The sequence below is a fragment of the Pedococcus sp. KACC 23699 genome, from assembly GCF_045348425.1.
In the GTDB taxonomy this organism is placed as follows: Bacteria; Actinomycetota; Actinomycetes; order Actinomycetales; family Dermatophilaceae; genus Pedococcus.
In genome coordinates, this window is record NZ_CP157483.1 from 2,661,704 (window position 1) to 2,677,503 (window position 15,800).

General features: G+C 70.7%; 15 protein-coding genes. 6 read left to right on the plus strand and 9 right to left on the minus strand.

Going from position 1 to position 15,800, the window contains the following annotated elements:
• Positions 1-17: 17 nt before the first annotated feature.
• From ABEG17_RS12580 to ABEG17_RS12595, 4 genes are read right to left on the minus strand one after another with little or no spacing between them, the layout of a single operon-like run.
• Positions 18-1,163 carry an Mrp/NBP35 family ATP-binding protein gene (locus ABEG17_RS12580; protein ID WP_406829819.1) on the minus strand — a complete coding sequence of 382 codons (1,146 nt, stop codon included), beginning with the start codon at positions 1,161-1,163 and terminating at the stop codon, positions 18-20.
• A gap of 9 nt (positions 1,164-1,172) precedes the next feature.
• Positions 1,173-1,742 (minus strand): DUF1003 domain-containing protein, encoded by a 570-nt coding sequence (locus ABEG17_RS12585; protein WP_406829821.1) that lies wholly within the window; start codon positions 1,740-1,742, stop codon positions 1,173-1,175.
• A complete protein-coding gene (locus tag ABEG17_RS12590) occupies positions 1,735-3,012 on the minus strand; it encodes a magnesium transporter MgtE N-terminal domain-containing protein (protein WP_406829822.1) in 1,278 nt (425 codons plus the stop codon). The genes ABEG17_RS12585 and ABEG17_RS12590 overlap by 8 nt, the downstream gene beginning before the upstream one ends.
• A gap of 21 nt (positions 3,013-3,033) precedes the next feature.
• Positions 3,034-3,627, minus strand: coding sequence for a hypothetical protein (locus ABEG17_RS12595; protein WP_406829823.1), 594 nt, complete (start codon positions 3,625-3,627; stop codon positions 3,034-3,036).
• 51 nt (positions 3,628-3,678) lie between these two features.
• Between ABEG17_RS12595 and ABEG17_RS12600 the strand changes: the two genes are divergently transcribed.
• The 3 genes from ABEG17_RS12600 (at position 3,679) to ABEG17_RS12610 (ending at position 6,928) form a co-directional block, all read left to right on the plus strand.
• Positions 3,679-4,770: an HpcH/HpaI aldolase/citrate lyase family protein gene (locus tag ABEG17_RS12600; protein WP_406829824.1), complete on the plus strand. Its 1,092-nt coding sequence runs from the start codon at positions 3,679-3,681 to the stop codon at positions 4,768-4,770.
• A complete protein-coding gene (locus ABEG17_RS12605) occupies positions 4,770-5,669 on the plus strand; it encodes an HpcH/HpaI aldolase/citrate lyase family protein (RefSeq protein ID WP_406829826.1) in 900 nt (299 codons plus the stop codon). The genes ABEG17_RS12600 and ABEG17_RS12605 overlap by 1 nt, the downstream gene beginning before the upstream one ends.
• Positions 5,670-5,959: 290 nt before the next feature.
• On the plus strand, positions 5,960-6,928 hold the full coding sequence (locus ABEG17_RS12610) for a peptidoglycan-binding protein (RefSeq protein ID WP_406829827.1): 969 nt from the start codon (positions 5,960-5,962) through the stop codon (positions 6,926-6,928).
• A gap of 45 nt (positions 6,929-6,973) precedes the next feature.
• On the opposite strand, the gene ABEG17_RS12615 is transcribed toward ABEG17_RS12610, so the two are convergent.
• From ABEG17_RS12615 to ABEG17_RS12625, 3 genes are all read right to left on the minus strand, one after another.
• Positions 6,974-7,771, minus strand: coding sequence for an alpha/beta hydrolase (locus ABEG17_RS12615; protein ID WP_406829828.1), 798 nt, complete (start codon positions 7,769-7,771; stop codon positions 6,974-6,976).
• 9 nt (positions 7,772-7,780) lie between these two features.
• Positions 7,781-9,235, minus strand: a complete 1,455-nt coding sequence (locus ABEG17_RS12620; RefSeq protein ID WP_406829829.1) for a WS/DGAT domain-containing protein — start codon at positions 9,233-9,235, stop codon at positions 7,781-7,783.
• A gap of 118 nt (positions 9,236-9,353) precedes the next feature.
• A complete protein-coding gene (locus ABEG17_RS12625) occupies positions 9,354-10,208 on the minus strand; it encodes a serine protein kinase RIO (protein WP_406829831.1) in 855 nt (284 codons plus the stop codon).
• Between the two features lie 301 nt (positions 10,209-10,509).
• Between ABEG17_RS12625 and ABEG17_RS12630 the strand changes: the two genes are divergently transcribed.
• From ABEG17_RS12630 to ABEG17_RS12640, 3 genes are all read left to right on the plus strand, one after another.
• The gene (locus ABEG17_RS12630) at positions 10,510-11,721 is read left to right on the plus strand and encodes an acyl-CoA dehydrogenase family protein (RefSeq protein ID WP_406829832.1); all 1,212 of its coding nucleotides are present in this window, start codon (positions 10,510-10,512) and stop codon (positions 11,719-11,721) included.
• An 85-nt stretch (positions 11,722-11,806) separates the two neighbouring features.
• Positions 11,807-12,388 carry a general stress protein gene (locus ABEG17_RS12635; RefSeq protein ID WP_406829833.1) on the plus strand — a complete coding sequence of 194 codons (582 nt, stop codon included), beginning with the start codon at positions 11,807-11,809 and terminating at the stop codon, positions 12,386-12,388.
• A gap of 76 nt (positions 12,389-12,464) precedes the next feature.
• Positions 12,465-13,208 carry a PIG-L deacetylase family protein gene (locus ABEG17_RS12640; protein WP_406829834.1) on the plus strand — a complete coding sequence of 248 codons (744 nt, stop codon included), beginning with the start codon at positions 12,465-12,467 and terminating at the stop codon, positions 13,206-13,208.
• A 28-nt stretch (positions 13,209-13,236) separates the two neighbouring features.
• Here ABEG17_RS12640 and ABEG17_RS12645 read toward each other — a convergent pair whose 3' ends face one another.
• Positions 13,237-14,730: an aminopeptidase P family protein gene (locus tag ABEG17_RS12645; protein ID WP_406829835.1), complete on the minus strand. Its 1,494-nt coding sequence runs from the start codon at positions 14,728-14,730 to the stop codon at positions 13,237-13,239.
• 56 nt (positions 14,731-14,786) lie between these two features.
• Positions 14,787-15,788 (minus strand): DNA topoisomerase IB, encoded by a 1,002-nt coding sequence (locus ABEG17_RS12650; RefSeq protein ID WP_406829837.1) that lies wholly within the window; start codon positions 15,786-15,788, stop codon positions 14,787-14,789.
• Positions 15,789-15,800 lie beyond the last annotated feature (12 nt).

Here is a 15,800-nt window from a genome sequence, read left to right on the forward strand (position 1 = left end):
GACCCCGCGCCGGGACGTCAGCGGCCGACGGGGGAGAGCCCGAGCGAACGCCCCGCCAGTCCGCGTGAGCGGGTGGCGAGGCCGCGCGAGATGCCGCGCAGGGCGACCGCGGCCGCGGACTCGGGGTTGCGCAGGACGACGGGTACTCCCTCGTCAGCTCCTTCGCGCAGGTTGGTGTCGAGCGGGATCTGGCCGAGCAACGGCACGTCCGCACCCACCGCGCGGGTGAGTGACTCGGCCACCCGCTGGCCACCGCCCGATCCGAAGATCTCCTGGCGGGAGCCGTCGGGCAGCTCGAGCCACGACATGTTCTCGATGACACCGACGATGCGCTGGTGGGTCTGCAGGGCGATCGAGCCGGCCCGCTCGGCGACCTCGGCCGCGGCCTGCTGGGGCGTGGTCACCACGAGGATCTCTGCGCCGGGGATGAGCTGGGCGACCGAGATCGCGATGTCGCCGGTGCCCGGCGGCAGGTCGAGCAGGAGGACGTCGAGGTCACCCCAGAAGACGTCACCGAGGAACTGCTGCAGCGCCCGGTGCAGCATCGGCCCGCGCCACACGACGGGCTGGTTGCCGGGGACGAACATGCCGATCGAGATGACCTTCACCTCGTGGCTGATGGGGGGCAGGATCATGTCGTCGACCTGCGTCGGACGGTGCTCCACGCCGAGCATGCGGGGCACCGAGAAGCCGTAGACGTCGGCGTCGACGACCCCGACGCGCAGCCCGCTCTGGGCGAGTGAGGCAGCGAGGTTGACGGTGACCGAGGACTTGCCGACGCCGCCCTTGCCGGAGGCCACGGCATACACGCGGGTGAGGGAGCCGGGGCGGGCGAACGGGATCTCACGCTCGGCCACGCCGCCACGCAGCTGCTGCCGCAGCCCGGTGCGCTGCTCGTCACTCATCACCCCGAGGGTCACCTTGACCCCGGTTACGCCAGGCACCTTGGCCAGTGCGGCCGTGGTGTCCTTGGTCAGCGTCTCCTTCATCGGGCAGCCCGAGACGGTCAGCAGGATGGTGACGGCCACCCGGCCGGACTCGTCGACCGTGCAGCTCTCCACCATGCCGAGCTCGGTGACCGGCTTGCGGATCTCTGGGTCGATGACCGTCGCCAGCGCTTGGTGGAGGGCCTCGTCGGTCACAGGTGCGGGGGCGTGGGACATGCCCCCATGCTAGGTCGCGGACTGGTCCCGCGAAGAATGGGGCGAACCGCTGCGGCTGTCATCTGCCTCACGCCGCCGCGCCTCGAACCCGCGTTCGTCGAGCTCCTCGAGCAGGCTGCGCAGCTCCGAGCGGACGAAGTCCCGGGTCGCGGTGTCGCGCATCGCGAGCCGAAGGGCCGCCACCTCGCGGGTGAGGAACTCCGTGTCGGCGAGGTTTCGCTCGTCGCGGGCGCGGTCCTGCTCGAGGGCCACGCGGTCACGGTCGGCCTGGCGGTTCTGCGCGAGCAGGATGAGGGGCGCGGCATACGAGGCCTGCAGGCTGAGCATGAGCGTGAGGAAGATGAAGGCGTAGGGGTCCCAGCGCAGGTCCGCGGGGCCGAAGGCGTTCCAGCCGATCCACAGCACCACGAACAGCGTCATGTAGATGAGGAAGCGCGGTGTGCCCATGAAGCGGGCGAAGCGCTCGCTCCAGACCCCGAACGTCTCCTGGTTCACCGACGGTCGCGGCAGCAGGGTGCGCCGGGTCTCGCGAGGCTGGTCCAGGCGGGCAGGGGCGCCGCGGGTCTGGCGCTCAGCCACGGGTCACCTCGTGCCGCTCCTCGCGCCAGTCGTCGGGGAGGATGTGGTCGAGGACGTCGTCGACGGTGACCGCGCCGACGAGTCGGCCGTCCTCGTCGACCACGGGGACCCCGACGAGGTTGTAGGTCGCGAGCATGCGCGTCACCTGGCCGAGGGGGGCGTCGGCGGTGAGCGGCTCGATCTCCTTGTCGAGGATGCTGCCGATCGAACCGTGCGGGGGTTCGCGCAGCAGGCGCTGGATGTGGACCATGCCGAGGTACTTGCCCGTGGGGGTCTCGTGGGGTGCCCGGCAGACGTAGATGGTCGAGGCCAGGGAGGGGGAGAGCTCGACCCGGCGGACGACGGCGAGGGCCTCGGCGATCGAGGCCTCCGGTCCCAGGATCACGGGCTCGGTGGTCATCATGCCGCCCGCCGACTCCTCGTCGTAGGTCAGCAGCCGGCGCAGGTCGGCGGCCTCGTCCGGCTCCATGAGCTGGAGCAGCTCCTCCTGCTTCTCGGTGGTGAGGTTGTGCAGGAGGTCGGTGGCGTCGTCCGGTTCCATCGCCTCGAGGACGTCGGCGGCACGCTCGGCGGGCAGCGAGTCGAGGATCTCGACCTGGTCGTCCTCGGGCAGCTCCTCGAGGACGTCGGCGAGCTTGTCGTCGTCCATCGCCTCGGCCACCTCGGCGCGGCGCTTGGGTGACAGGTCGTGGATGACGTCGGCGAGGTCGGCGGACTTGAGGTCGTCGTAGGTCTCGAGCAGCATCGCCGCCGACTGGCCGCCGGACGACTGGTGGATGCCGCTGACGTCCTCGACGGGGACGAGCACCGTCGCGCCGCGACGCCGACGGAACGGCCCGATGGCGGTGCGGCTGCCCCCGCCCTGGCGCACGAACACCTTGGAGATCGACCAGTCGCGACTGCGCTCGCGCTCGATGGCCACGTCCTCGACGGTGGCGGCGTACGCGCCCTCGGGGTCGGCGACCGTCACGGGACGCTCGAGGATCTCGGCCATGACGAGGACCTCGTTGGTGCGCTGCTCGAAGCGGCGCATGTTGACCAGGCCGGTCGTGATGACCTGGCCACCGTCGACGGAGGTGACCCGGGTCATCGGGACGAAGACGCGTCGTCGGCCGGGGACCTCGACGACGAGTCCGATCACCCGGGGGCGGCGCCGCGAGGCACCGAACGTCACCACGACGTCGCGCACCCGGCCCACCTGGTCACCGAGCGGGTCGAACACGCTCAGGTTGGTCAGGCGGCCCACGAAGACACGCGACGGAGTGCTCACGCCGCAAGGCTATCCGGCTGGTCAGTCGCCGGCAGGGAGGCGGTTGCCGCGACGACGCCGACGTCGCCCTCGCCAGTGCCACGGCCGCCAGTGGGAGGTCGTGGCGTCCGACGCCGGCACCGGCGCGGCGCCGGACCCGGTGCCGTAGTGGCCGGGTCCCTCGAGCGGTGCCCCGTAGGGCGTCATGCCGCGGACCGTGCACTCCCGCGCCCACCTGTCGAGCACGTCGTCGGTCGCGTTCAGCCGCGCGCTCCTGAGCGCCTCGGTCGCCGCGGCCCACTGCTCGTGCTCCGGCCGGATCTCGCGGACGCTGGCCGACACGGTGAGCAGGCGCCCGCCGGTGTCCTTGCTGCGAGCCACGAGCGTGACGTCCTCGGGCAGCCAGGGCAGCGTCTGCTCGCCGGGACCGGAGACGACGTAGACCGTGTCGTCGGCCCAGGCGTGCCAGAACGGCCAGGCCCGGTCACCGGGGGGCTGGACCCACATGAGGCCGGACTTGGTGGCGGCTTCGGCGAACAGCGCGGTGACGTTGACGAGCGTCACCGTCGGCTCCGATGGCGCGGCCGCAGCGGCCCGTGGTGCCGTCCCGGGCTGCTCGGGAGCGGTGTCGGTCACACGTGAACTCTGTCATAACCGCCCCGTGGCTGTCGCTGCTAGCGTCGCCGCGTGCGCAGCCCCAAGGACTACTTCGCCCCCCTGGCCGTGGGTGCTCCGGCACCCCTCACGCAGGTGCCTGCGCGGCCTTCCAGGGTCATCCACTTCTTCGACCCGAGCAACGAGAAGATGGCGGCCAAGGTGCCGTCCATGGTCGGCACCGTCGACGTCCTGCTCGGCAACCTCGAGGACGCCGTCAAGGCAGACCGCAAGGTGGCCGCCCGTGAGGGACTGGTCGCCATCGCGAAGGCGACCGACTTCGGTGACTCGACTCAACTCTGGACGCGGGTCAACAGCCTCGACAGTCCTTGGGCCCTGGATGACCTCACCACCCTCGTCACCGAGATCGGCGACAAGCTCGACGTGGTCATGGTGCCCAAGGTGCAGGGCCCGGAGGACATCCACTACGTCGACCGCCTGCTGGCCCAGCTCGAGGCCAGGGCTGGCCTGACCCGCCCGATCCTCGTGCACGCCATCCTCGAGACGGCCCGCGGTGTCGCGAACGTCGAGGAGATCGCCGGCGCGAGCCCACGCATGCAGGGTATGTCGCTCGGTCCGGCAGACCTCGCCGCAGACCGGCGGATGAAGACGACCCGCGTGGGTGGCGGGCACCCCGGCTATCTCGTCCGCCAGGACCCGCCCACCGGGGTCGAGGACGCGGTGCACGCCCCCCGCGCCACCTACCAGCAGGATCTGTGGCACTACACGATCGCGCGGATGGTCGACGCCTGCGCGATGCACGGGATCTTCCCCTACTACGGACCGTTCGGGGACATCGCCGACGTCGTGGCCTGCGAGGACCAGTTCCGCAACGCCTTCCTGCTCGGTTGCGTCGGCACCTGGTCGCTGCACCCGGTGCAGGTCGAGATCGCCAAGCGTGTGTTCAGCCCGTCGCCGGATGACGTCGCGCACGCGCGCCGAGTGGTCGCCGCCATGGGTGACGGCACCGGCGCCGTGATGCTCGACGGCAAGATGGAGGACGACGCCAGCCTCAAGCAGTGCCAGGTGATGCTCGAGCTCGCGGAACGGCTCGCCGCCACGGATCCCGCTCTGGCGCAGGCGTATGCGGCCGGGCCCGGTTCGTCCGAGGTGGAGGGCGCGTGATGGGTGACGAGCGCGCGGCAGGTGAGCAGGCGGCATACCGTCCTCGTCGGTCGGTCCTCTACATGCCGGCCTCCAACGAACGTGCGCTGGAGAAGGCCAAGTCCCTCCCGGTCGATTCACTGATCCTCGACCTCGAGGACGCGGTCGCCCCGGATGCGAAGGGTCAGGCGCGTGAGAATGCTTGTGCTGCAGCGAGATCCGGGGAGTACGGCTCCCGCGAAGTGACCATCCGCGTCAACGGCATCGGCACGACGTGGCACGCAGACGACCTCGCAGCCGTCTGCGCGGCAGGGCCGGATGCCGTCGTCGTCCCCAAGGTCGGCTCTGCGCAGGAGGTGCGCGCGCTCGTCGAGGCCATGGAGGCCGCCGGCGCTCCCGAGCACACTGCGCTGTGGGCCATGGTCGAGACACCGGCGGCGATGCTGCACTGCGAAGAGATCGCCTCGGCGTCGCCGCGCCTCACGGTGCTGGTGATGGGGACCAACGACCTCGCCAAGGAGCTGCAGGCCGAGCACGTGCCGGGTCGCCAGCCGCTGCTCACCGGGCTCGGGCTGTGCCTGCTGGCGGCGCGCGCGACGGGCACGGTCATCCTCGATGGTGTCTACAACGACGTGCGCGATGCGGAGGGGTTCAAGGCCGAGTGCCTGCAGGCGCGGCAGCTGGGCTTCGACGGCAAGACCCTCGTGCACCCCGGACAGGTCGAGCCGTGCAACGAGGTCTTCGCCCCGAGCGCCGAGGCCGTCGAGGAGGCGCGGGGCATCCTTCAGGCGTGGGAGGACGGCGCGGGCGCCGGTGTCGTGACCTACGGCGGGAAGATGGTCGAGAGCCTTCACGTCGACACGGCCAGACGCGTCCTGACCATCCACGAGGCCGTCTCGGACACCTCCGCACACAGTTGAGAAATCAACTCAAATCGGGAGGCAACCTTTCGACCCGGAGCCGCGTCTAGGTGAGTGCGGTCGCCCTCGGGGGGAGGGCGACCGCGCCATGTCCGGGTGCAGGGGCCGGACGCCGGGTCGAGCCGGGACGCTCCCGGTTCACCGGATTCGTTGGGGTTGGCGCCGAAGGGGGTGCAGGTCTCGAGTCGGCAACGACACGCGTCCTGCACAACCCGTTGGCCTGTTGGTGCGTCACCCTGTGTGAGGTTCCGTATGCACGGCCTCGCCCGCGCAGCGACGAGAGGGACACGATGATCCACGAGCGACTTGACTCCACCCGTTCGACCAAGGTGCTGGCCGCCGCCCTCATGGTTGCCGCCACGGCCCTGAGCGGGTGTGGCGCCGTGTCCTTCGGCGGATCCGGCAGCTCGGCGAGCGACCCGGTGGCCGCGCCCTTGGCGACGCCCCCCGCAGCCTCCTCCTCGCCGTCGCAGGCCGAGCCCACCACCGAGGCGCCGTCGCCGTCCGGGACGGACGTGGCAGCGACCCCCACGAAGGTCCCCACCACGTCGGCGCCCAAGCCGAAGCCGGCGCCGCCGTCGACGACCAAGCCCGCCCCGATGACGCCGTCGCCGACCACCCCGAAGCCGACTCCCAAGCCCACGCCCAAGCCGCAGCCGACGGCTGGCGACACCATCCAGGTCGGCGACTCCGGGGCCTACGTGCGGACCGTGCAGGAGCGGTTGTCGGCGCTCGGCTACTGGAACGGCACCCCCGACGGGCAGTTCGGCATGCTCACCTCACAGGCCGTCATGGCGCTGCAGAAGGCTGCCGGTCTCGGTCGTGACGGTGTGCTCGGGCCCTCGACGCGTCAGGCGCTGCAGGCAGGCATCCGGCCGCAGTCCCGCATCGGAGGATCGGGCATCGAGATCGACAAGGCGCGCCAGCTGCTCCTCGTCGTGCGTGGCGGTCGAGTGACCACGATCCTCAACACCAGCACCGGAAGCGGTGAGCACTACACGTCAGAGGGGCAGCAGTACGTCGCCCTGACGCCGGCCGGGACGTTCAGCACCTTCCGGGCGGTGGACCACCTCGACAAGGGTCCGCTGGGTGACCTGTGGCGGCCCCGCTACTTCAACGGGGGCATCGCCGTCCACGGTGCGGGGTCCATCCCCGGCTACCCCGCCTCACACGGATGCGCCCGGGTCAGCAACCCGGCCATGGACATGATCTGGGCCACCAACCTCATGCCGATCGGTAGCCAGGTGGTCGTCTACTGAGCACGGCTGTGCGGGCGCGCGGCCCAGCGTGGCACGGTGAGTCCCTTACAGCGAGTTGACGATCCACTCGAGCTGTGACCTGGCGTGGTCGCGCCAGTACGCCACCGTGTGACCGCCGTCGTCGACCGTGAGGCGGGCTGAGGGCACGACCTTCGCGAAGGCGCGGTTGGCGACGACGAACGGGTCGGAGCGTCCGCAGTCGAGCCGGATGGGAATCTGTGACAGAACCCGTGTCCGGGTGAACACGTCGTGGGCCAGGAAGTCCTCCCGGTCGTCGAAGGCGCCGGGCGCGCTGAGCCCGGGTTCGGTCCACAGCGCCGCACTCTCCGCGACCACGGCGCCGACCTTCTCCGGCCCGAGCTCCGAGGCGAGCAGAAGCGAGCCGTAGCCGCCCATCGACCAGCCGAGGAACGAGACCTTTCCCTGGTAGCCGGTGAGGCGTCGGAGGGTGGGCAGCAGGTCGTCGACGACCATGGCACCGGGGTCGACGCCGACCCGCCGGGCGTGCCAGTAGTAGTCGCCGCCGTCCACGGAGGCGAGGGTGACCCCGGCAGCGCCCACGTGACGGTCGAGCTCGACGAGTCGGAAGGCGTGGCTGGCGTCTCCTCCCAGGCCGTGCAGGACGACCACCAGCGGGCGCTGGTCGTCGCGCCCCTCGTCGGGCATCGCCAGCTGCCAGCGCACGTCATGACCGGGCCAGTGCGCACTGCGCAGAGCCCCTGAGCGACGCACCGTCCCCGGTCCGAACACCCGCGGCCCCACGACGGCCGACGCGGCGAGGACACCACCCACGACCACGCCCGCGCCCGCGAGCAGCACCCCCCGCCGACTCACCGTGGTCATGGAGGCACCCTAGGGTCGCGGGCGGCCGGAGTCGGCTGCCACGCCGCCCTCAGCGGTGGGGTGCGTCGGCCGGGTGGAGTCCGTCGGCGCGGTCGAGTCCGTCCGCGCGGCCAAGGACACGAAGAGATCGAGCTCGGCCTCGAACGCCGCGACGATGCGCTCCGGGTCGGGCACGAGGGCGGCATCGGTGATGACGCCCACCCGCACCGTCCCGGCATACGTGAAGATGCAGACGCCCACGGTGTGGGAGCCCGAGCCGGGCACCCAGCCGAGCACCCCCTCCACGGGGACGCCGGCCAGGCGACGGCGACTGCGCGGTCCGATGACATTGGTGGTCACCCCGAGAGCCTTGTTGGCGAAGAAGTCGACGACGGGGCGGTCGAGGCCGCGGCCCACCCGCCCGATGACGTCCATGAGCATCCGGGTCATGGCCACCTCGGGGGAGTCCTTGAGCCAGTCCATCCGACGCTTGGTCTCCGCGAGCCGGGCGAGCGGGGCTGCCGTGGCGATCGGGAGACGCAGGTAGACGAGCGTGAAGGCGTTGCCGAGCTCAGGTGGCAGGGGCGCGTCGAGGTCGCGCAGGTTGACCGGCACCATCGTCATGAGGTCGATGGGTTCCACCTTGTGGAGCTCCTGGTAGGAGCGCAGTGCTGCGGCCATGGCGCTGAGCAGCACGTCGTTGACGGTGGCGCCTGCGAGTCTGCCGAGCGACTTCGGGCCGTCGAGCGCGAGCGGCGCGGTCCAGGCGATGCGCTTGGCGACGGAAGGTCGGCCCGACAGGGGGTTGACGGGGTTCTGGCTCAGGAGCAGGTCGGACAGGACCTGCGTCGTGCGGAGCGCGAGCCGGGCGGTGTGTCCGATCCCGGTCGGCCTTCTCCACCCCGCCACCTCCCCGACCACAGCGCTCGCGGGAGCCGAGCGTGCACGCGCGGCCGGGGTCGCCGGGCGGTGGGGATCGCCCGGTTCGTCTGGGTCGTCGTCGGTCAGCGACAGCAGGACCCGGGCAAGGGCCAAGCCGTCTGCGAGGGCGTGGTGGGTGCGGCAGAAGACCGCTGCGCCAGAGCCGTACCCGTCAACCAGGTGGATCTCCCACAGCGGGTGCGCGGGATCGAACGGCGTGGACACGTGCTGCTCCATGTAGCTCTGCAGGGCGGCGTCCCCGCCGGATCCGGAGAGCGTCGCCCGGTGCAGGTGGCGGTCGAGGTCGAAGTCGTCGTCATCGACCCAGTGCGGCCGACGACCGAGGCGGTGGGCTGCTGGTTCGACCTTCTGCCGGAAGACCGGGTAGGGCTCCACGAGGCGGGCCTCGAGCAGACGCGTGACCTCGTCCCAGTCCGGCACCTCCCCGAGCAGCAGCACCGACACGATGACCATGAGGTTGTGCGGCCGGTCCATGGCCAGCCAGATGGAGTCCAGTGGGGGGATGGGTCTGCGGTGCGCCACGGCCACGGAGGACTCCTTCATCGGTGCTCCTGCTCCCAGCCTAGGCACCCCTTCGCGCGGAAGCACCGGCCTGCGCCCGACATCACGCCGCTGGTCTGGTCCGGTGCCTGTCCGGTGCCCGGTGCCTGCTCGTGCGTGGCTACCAGCGCGACGTCGCTGCGGCGACGAGGTCGCCGAGCAGCTCGCCCTCGTCGACCGCCAGGCCCCGGGAGGAGAACCAGCGGCACATGTTGAGGACGTCCCGCTCGAGGAACTCGAAGCCACGGGGGTTGCCGATGACATCGACGATCTGCGGCCAGTCGATGAACACGAGGCGATCGCGGTGCAGGAGGACGTTGTACGGCGACAGGTCACCGTGGGTCCAGCCCCGCTCCGCGAGGACCAGCATCACCGAGCGCAGCTGCTCGAAGAGCTCCGGCAGCAGCTCCGCTCCCGGGCGGGTCTGGGCGAGGCGTGGCGCGGCGATGCCGTCCTCGCCGATGAACTCCATGAGCATCTCGCGGTCGTCGAGCTGCACGGGGTAGGGGACGGGGATCCCCATCTCCCACAACGTGCCGAGCGCCCCGAACTCGGCCTGCGCCCACAGTCCGGACAGCAGCTCCTTGCCGAACTCGGTGCGCCGTGCCATCGCCCGCATCTCGCGGCTGCGGCGAACCCGGCGACCCTCGTGGTAGCCGGCGTCCCGGTGGAACATCCGGTGCTCACCGGTCCGGTAACGCTTGGCCGCGAGGTGGCTGTCGAGCGCCGGTGACGTCGTGCCGTCGGGCACCCAGCGGCGGACGATGTGGACGTCCGCCTCCTTGCCCGTCTTGAGGATGCCGAGGTCGGCCTCGACGGCGGCAAGGGCGGTGATGACCCAGTCAGGTCGGGGTTTGGGACCGTGCGTGGCACCGTCCCAGCTCGACCAGCGATCGCCCTCGGGAGGAGCGTCGGGAAGGCTGTCGAACGAGAAGAGGTCAGACCCCTGTGGGGCCGGTGACTCCTGGAACTGCATGGGTGAACTCCAAGGGAAGTGGGGAGAGGGCACAGGTGGCGCCCGGGACCGTCGTGGACATCTCGACCCTCCGTCTCTTCCTGGTGGAGCTCTGCCGCGTGGCCTCGTGCCCCGCGTGTTCGTGCCGAGCCTGACAGACCGGTATGCCGCCCCGCCACCGAATTTCCGCGGTCGGCGACGCCACGGGTGGGGAGGCTCACACGCGCTGAACCTGTGCCGGAACGGAGCCGCTCGGCATACTCGCGTGAGGTCTGCATCTCGCAGGCGCACTGTCCCGCGAACGCAAGGTGGCGATCCCCGGATGTCCCGACTCCAGCAGACCGATGGCCTGAGCGACGAGCAGGTCGAGCTGGTCAAGCTCGTCCGCGAGTTCGTCAACGAGCAGATCATCCCGGTGGCGCAGGAGCTCGAGCACGCCGACGAGTACCCCACACAGATCGTCGAGGGCATGAAGGAGATGGGGATCTTCGGGCTGATGATCCCCGAGGAGTACGGGGGTCTCGGCGAGTCCCTGCTGACCTACGCGCTCGTCGTCGAGGAGATCGCCCGCGGCTGGATGTCGGTGAGCGGCATCATCAACACCCACTTCATCGTCGCCTACATGGTGCTTCAGCACGGCACCGAGGCGCAGAAGCAGCACTACCTGCCGCGGATGGCCACCGGCGAGGTCCGCGGGGCGTTCTCCATGAGTGAGCCCGGCCTCGGTTCGGACGTCTCGGCGATCAAGTCCAAGGCGGTCAAGGGTGGCGGTGAGGGTGACGCCACCGAGTGGACGCTGACCGGCCAGAAGATGTGGCTGACCAACGGTGGCAGCTCGAATCTCGTTGCGGTGCTGGTGAAGTCGGACCTGGGGGCCAGCTCGGTCTACAAGAACATGACGACCTTCCTGATCGAGAAGGAGGCCGGGTTCGGCGAGACCGCACAGGGTGTCACGATCCCCGGGAAGATCGAGAAGATGGGCTACAAGGGAGTCGACACCACCGAGCTCGTCCTCGACGGGCACCGCACGACGTCCGCCCAGATCCTCGGCGGCGAGCCGGGCAAGGGCTTCTACCAGATGATGGACGGCGTCGAGGTGGGGCGCGTCAACGTCGCCGCCCGCGCGTGCGGGGTCTCGATGCGCGCCTTCGAGCTCGGGATCGCGTACTCCCAGCAGCGTGAGACGTTCGGCAAGAAGATCGCCGAGCACCAGGGCATCCTCTTCCGGCTCGCCGACATGGCGACCAAGGTGGAGGCCAGCCACCAGATGATGGTCAAGGCGGCACGCCTCAAGGACGCCGGCCAGCGCAACGACCTCGAGGCCGGCATGGCCAAGTACCTCGCCTCGGAGAACTGCGCGAACGTGGTCGAGCAGAGCTTCCGCATCCACGGCGGCTACGGCTACTCCAAGGAGTACGAGATCGAGCGCCTCTACCGTGAGGCGCCGATGCTGCTCATCGGCGAGGGCACCGCGGAGATCCAGAAGATGATCATCGGTCGCCGCCTGCTCGAGGACTTCGCGCTGAAGTCCTGACAATCCTCCTGGTGGCGGCGCGCCCACCGCTGACCCGGCGCAGGGCGTCCACGACACAGCCAGCGGACTTTGACACACTGGGGGCATGAGCACGCAGCCCAACGCCCTGAGCCGCTCGCGCGCCGTCCTCGCGCTGGAGTACCCCATGTCGTTGGGCCGGTACGACACCTACGACAAGGCGCAGCGGGCGGTCGACTACCTGGCCGACCACGAGTTCCCGGTGCAGAACGTCCTCATCGTCGGCACCGACCTCAAGCAGCTCGAGCGGGTGACCGGTCGCCTCACGCGCGGACGCGCCGCCCTCGGCGGCCTCATCTCCGGCGCCTGGCTGGGCCTGTTCGTCGGTTTCATCTTCGCCCTGCTCGACACCCAGAGCGGGGCGGGGTTCTCCGGGGTCCTGGCCACGGTCGCCCTGGGCGCCGTGTTCGGTGTCGTCTGGGGACTGATCGGGTTCCAGCTCACCCACGGTCCGAGGGACTTCACCTCCGTCACCCAGGTGGTCGCCACCCAGTACGAGGTCCTCGTCGAGCACAAGTTCGCCGCGCAGGCCCGGGAGATGCTCACCCAGATGGACCCCATGGCTGCCGCAGAGGCGCAGGCCCGGGCGAACGTCGAGGCCGCACGTCACCAGCAGGGCCACGACGACCAGCACCCTCCCCTCGTCTGAGAGCCCCTCGGACGAACCTTCCCACCGCACGATCTGGGGGATGGGCACGGCGCAGGACGAGTCGTACGCTGCGTGGATGAGTGAGCCTGCCGCCACCGGACCCGCACTCGCCGAGTTCGGCGAGGACTTCTCGTCGGTGCTGTGCGTCGTCGCGCACCCCGACGACATCGAGTACGGCACCGCCGCCGCGGTGGCCAAGTGGACGGCGGCGGGCAAGACCGTGACGTACTTCCTGCTGACCCGCGGGGAGGCGGGGATCGACACGATGCACCCCGACGAGGCAGCCGGGGTGCGCGAGCAGGAGGAGCGCGACGGTGCGGCGCTCGTCGGCGTGACCGAGGTCGACTTCGGGACCTATCGCGACGGGGTGGTGGAGTACGGCCTGCCCCTGCGCCGGGACATCGCGCGCGAGATCCGGCGTCGCCGGCCCGACGTCCTCGTCACCGGCCACTACGGCGACCGGTTCGTCCAGGGCATGCTCAACCAGGCCGACCACCGGGCGGTGGGGCTCGCGTGCGTCGACGCGGTGGCAGACGCCGGGAACCGGTGGATCTTTCCCGAGCTCCTCGACGAGGGCTTCGAGCCGTGGAACGTCAAGCGGCTCTGCTTCGCAGGCTCGCCGACGGCCACGCACTACGTCGACGTCACCGAGCACGTCGACCAGTCGGTGGCCTCGCTCGAGGCGCACGCGGCCTACAACAGCGCCCTGCCGAAGGAGTTCCCCAAGCCCTCCGAGCTGATCGGCATGATCCTCGGGTGGGGCGGTCAGGCGGCGGGCGTCGACAAGGCACTGACCCTCGACGTGGTGGACCGCCGCTGAGGGCGACCGACCACCACGTCGACGGTGGTCAGCGCGCCTGGACCTCGGCGATCCAGGCCTCGACGTCGGACGACGTGCGCGGCATGCCCGCGGACAGGTTCTCGTGCCCGTCGGCGGTCACCAGGACGTCGTCCTCGATGCGCACGCCGATGCCGCGGAACCGCTCGGGCGCCTTGAGGTCGTCGGCCTTGAAGTACAGACCGGGCTCGACCGTGAGGACCATGCCGGGGGTGAGCTCGGCGTCCATGTACTCCTCGCGGGTCGCGAGCGCGCAGTCGTGCACGTCGAGCCCGAGGTGGTGGCTCGTGCCGTGCACCATCCAGCGACGGTGGTACTGCCCGTGCTCCTTGTCGAGGGTCGCCTCGACGTCGACGCCCTCGGGGAGCAGGCCCCAGGAGTGCAGGTGCTCGGCGATGACGCGGATCGCGGCGGCGTGCACGTCGGAGAACTTGTTGCCGGGCTTCACGGCAGCCAGACCCGCCTCCTGCGCGGCATACACGGCGTCGTAGATCTCGCGCTGCGCGTCGGTGAAGGTGCCGTTCACGGGCAGCGTGCGGGTGATGTCGGCCGTGAACAGCGAGTCCACCTCGACACCGGCGTCGAGCAGGATGAGGTCGCCGTCCTTGATCTCGCCGGTGTTCTTGATCCAGTGCAGCGTCGTGGCGTGGTCACCGGCTGCGCAGATGGAGTCGTACCCGACGCCGTTGCCCTCGTGCCGGGCGGTGAGCCCGAAGACCCCCTCGACCCAGCGCTCGCCGCGGCCCTTCGCCAGCGCCTCGGGCAGGTCCGCGATGACCGCCTCGAACCCGTGGTGGGTCGCCTCGACCGCCTTGCGCATCTCCTCGACCTCCCACTCGTCCTTGGTCAGGCGCAGGTGGGAGAGGAAGTGGGCGAGCTCTTCGTCGCTCTCGGTCAGCTCGTCCTGTCCGGTGTTCTCGGAGGCGCGGGCCTCGTCGAGCCGGCGGGTCAGGTCGCGGTCGGCGTCGCGCACGACCCGGACGGTCACCTCGCCGGAGTCCTTGACGGCGGCGTCGGCGAACTCGTCGATGTGGCGGCCGGTCAGGCCCAGCTCGGTCTCGATGTCCTCGATGCTGGGGCGGGCGCCGACCCAGAACTCGCCGTACCGCGCGTCCGCGAAGAACTCGTCGCTGTCGCGGCCGGCGAGCGGCCGGAAGTAGAGGATCGCCTCGTGTGAGCCGTCGTCGCAGGGCTCCATCACCAGCACGGCGTCCGGCTCGCGGTCGCCACCGAGGCCGGTGAGGTGGACGAACGCGGTGTGCGGGCGGAAGACGTAGTCGGTGTCGTTGCTGCGCACCTTGAGGCCACCCGCGGGGATGATGAGGCGGTCGCCCTCGTAGGCGGCGCTCACGGCGGCCCGACGCTCGGCGGCATATCGGGCGGCCTCGCTGAGCTCGGTCGCACCCGAGGTGCGGGGCGCCCAGTCCTCGGCGACGAAGGCGCGGAACTCGTCGGTCGTCGGGCGGGCGCGGTTCTCGGGCTTGCTCTGCTCTTCGCTGCTCACGGCGCCATCGTGCCACGACGGCGTGCCGCGGTGCAGCCCTGGTGGGCGCCGTGGCGTCAGGTCTGCGAGAGCAGGGCGAGCACGGCTTTCTCGATCGCTGCCTGGCGCCGCTCGGGGCTGCGGAAGCGGCTGGGGTCGACGGCGATCACCGTCCCCGACTCGTAGCTGTCGAGCACCCGGGGGTCGATGTAGGAGTTCTTGGCGATGGTCGGGGTGTTGCCGAGGTAGCTCGCCACCTCCTCCACCGCCGCCTTGATGGCGCGCTTGCGCGAGGCCTTGGTGTCACCGGGTTCGTCGCTGGCGCGCAGGGCGACGGCGGCCAGCACCGTGGCGTGCCAGGTGCGGAAGTCCTTCGCGGTCATCTCGCCACCGAGCAGCTCGCCGAGGTAGGCGTTGACGGCCGCGGCGTCGAGGTCCGACCAGCGCTTGAGCTCCTGGTAGGCGAGCAGCCGCTTGCTGGCGTGCCGACGCTTGCGCAGCCGGTCCAGGGCCACCAGCGCGGCGGCGTCGTCGATCTCGATGGAGTGCGAGACACCGGACTTGCCGACGAACGAGAACACGATGACGTCGCCCTTGCGGCTCACGTGCTGGCGCTCGAGCGTCGTCAGGCCGAACGACCCGTTGTCCTCGGTGTAGGCGTCGCTCCCGATGCGGAAGTAGCCCAGGTCGAGCAGGCGGACGGCCACGGCGGCGGCGCGGCCGCGAGGCATGCCCTCCAGCGCGAGGTCGAGCAGGACGCGCTTGCGTGCTGCGGGCAGGCGCGAGGCGGCACCGATGACGCGGTCGAACTTCAGGGCGTCACGCTTGATCCGCCAGTCCGGGTGGTAGAGGTACTGCCGCCGACCGGCCACGTCGGTGCCGACAGCCTGGATGTGACCGTTCGCGTGCGGCGAGATCCACACGTTCGCCCACGCCGGGGGGATGGCCAGCGAGCGGATGCGGGCGACCTCCTCCTCGGGGAGCCGGGTGCCGTCGGCGTCGAGGTAGACGAAGCCGCGCCCCGCCTTGCGGCGGGTCCAGCCACGGGAGGCGGGGGAGACGGTGCGCAGTCGGGCCATGCTGGGACTTTA

Coding starts and splice junctions, on each gene's coding strand:
- ABEG17_RS12605 (WP_406829826.1), top strand. CDS start 4,770: ATGGGTGACGAGCGCGCGGCAGGTGAGCAGGCGGCATACCGTCCTCGT.
- ABEG17_RS12610 (WP_406829827.1), top strand. CDS start 5,960: ATGATCCACGAGCGACTTGACTCCACCCGTTCGACCAAGGTGCTGGCC.
- ABEG17_RS12650 (WP_406829837.1), bottom strand. CDS start 15,788: ATGGCCCGACTGCGCACCGTCTCCCCCGCCTCCCGTGGCTGGACCCGC.
- ABEG17_RS12580 (WP_406829819.1), bottom strand. CDS start 1,163: ATGTCCCACGCCCCCGCACCTGTGACCGACGAGGCCCTCCACCAAGCG.
- ABEG17_RS12630 (WP_406829832.1), top strand. CDS start 10,510: ATGTCCCGACTCCAGCAGACCGATGGCCTGAGCGACGAGCAGGTCGAG.
- ABEG17_RS12615 (WP_406829828.1), bottom strand. CDS start 7,771: ATGACCACGGTGAGTCGGCGGGGGGTGCTGCTCGCGGGCGCGGGCGTG.
- ABEG17_RS12635 (WP_406829833.1), top strand. CDS start 11,807: ATGAGCACGCAGCCCAACGCCCTGAGCCGCTCGCGCGCCGTCCTCGCG.
- ABEG17_RS12620 (WP_406829829.1), bottom strand. CDS start 9,235: ATGAAGGAGTCCTCCGTGGCCGTGGCGCACCGCAGACCCATCCCCCCA.
- ABEG17_RS12625 (WP_406829831.1), bottom strand. CDS start 10,208: ATGCAGTTCCAGGAGTCACCGGCCCCACAGGGGTCTGACCTCTTCTCG.
- ABEG17_RS12640 (WP_406829834.1), top strand. CDS start 12,465: ATGAGTGAGCCTGCCGCCACCGGACCCGCACTCGCCGAGTTCGGCGAG.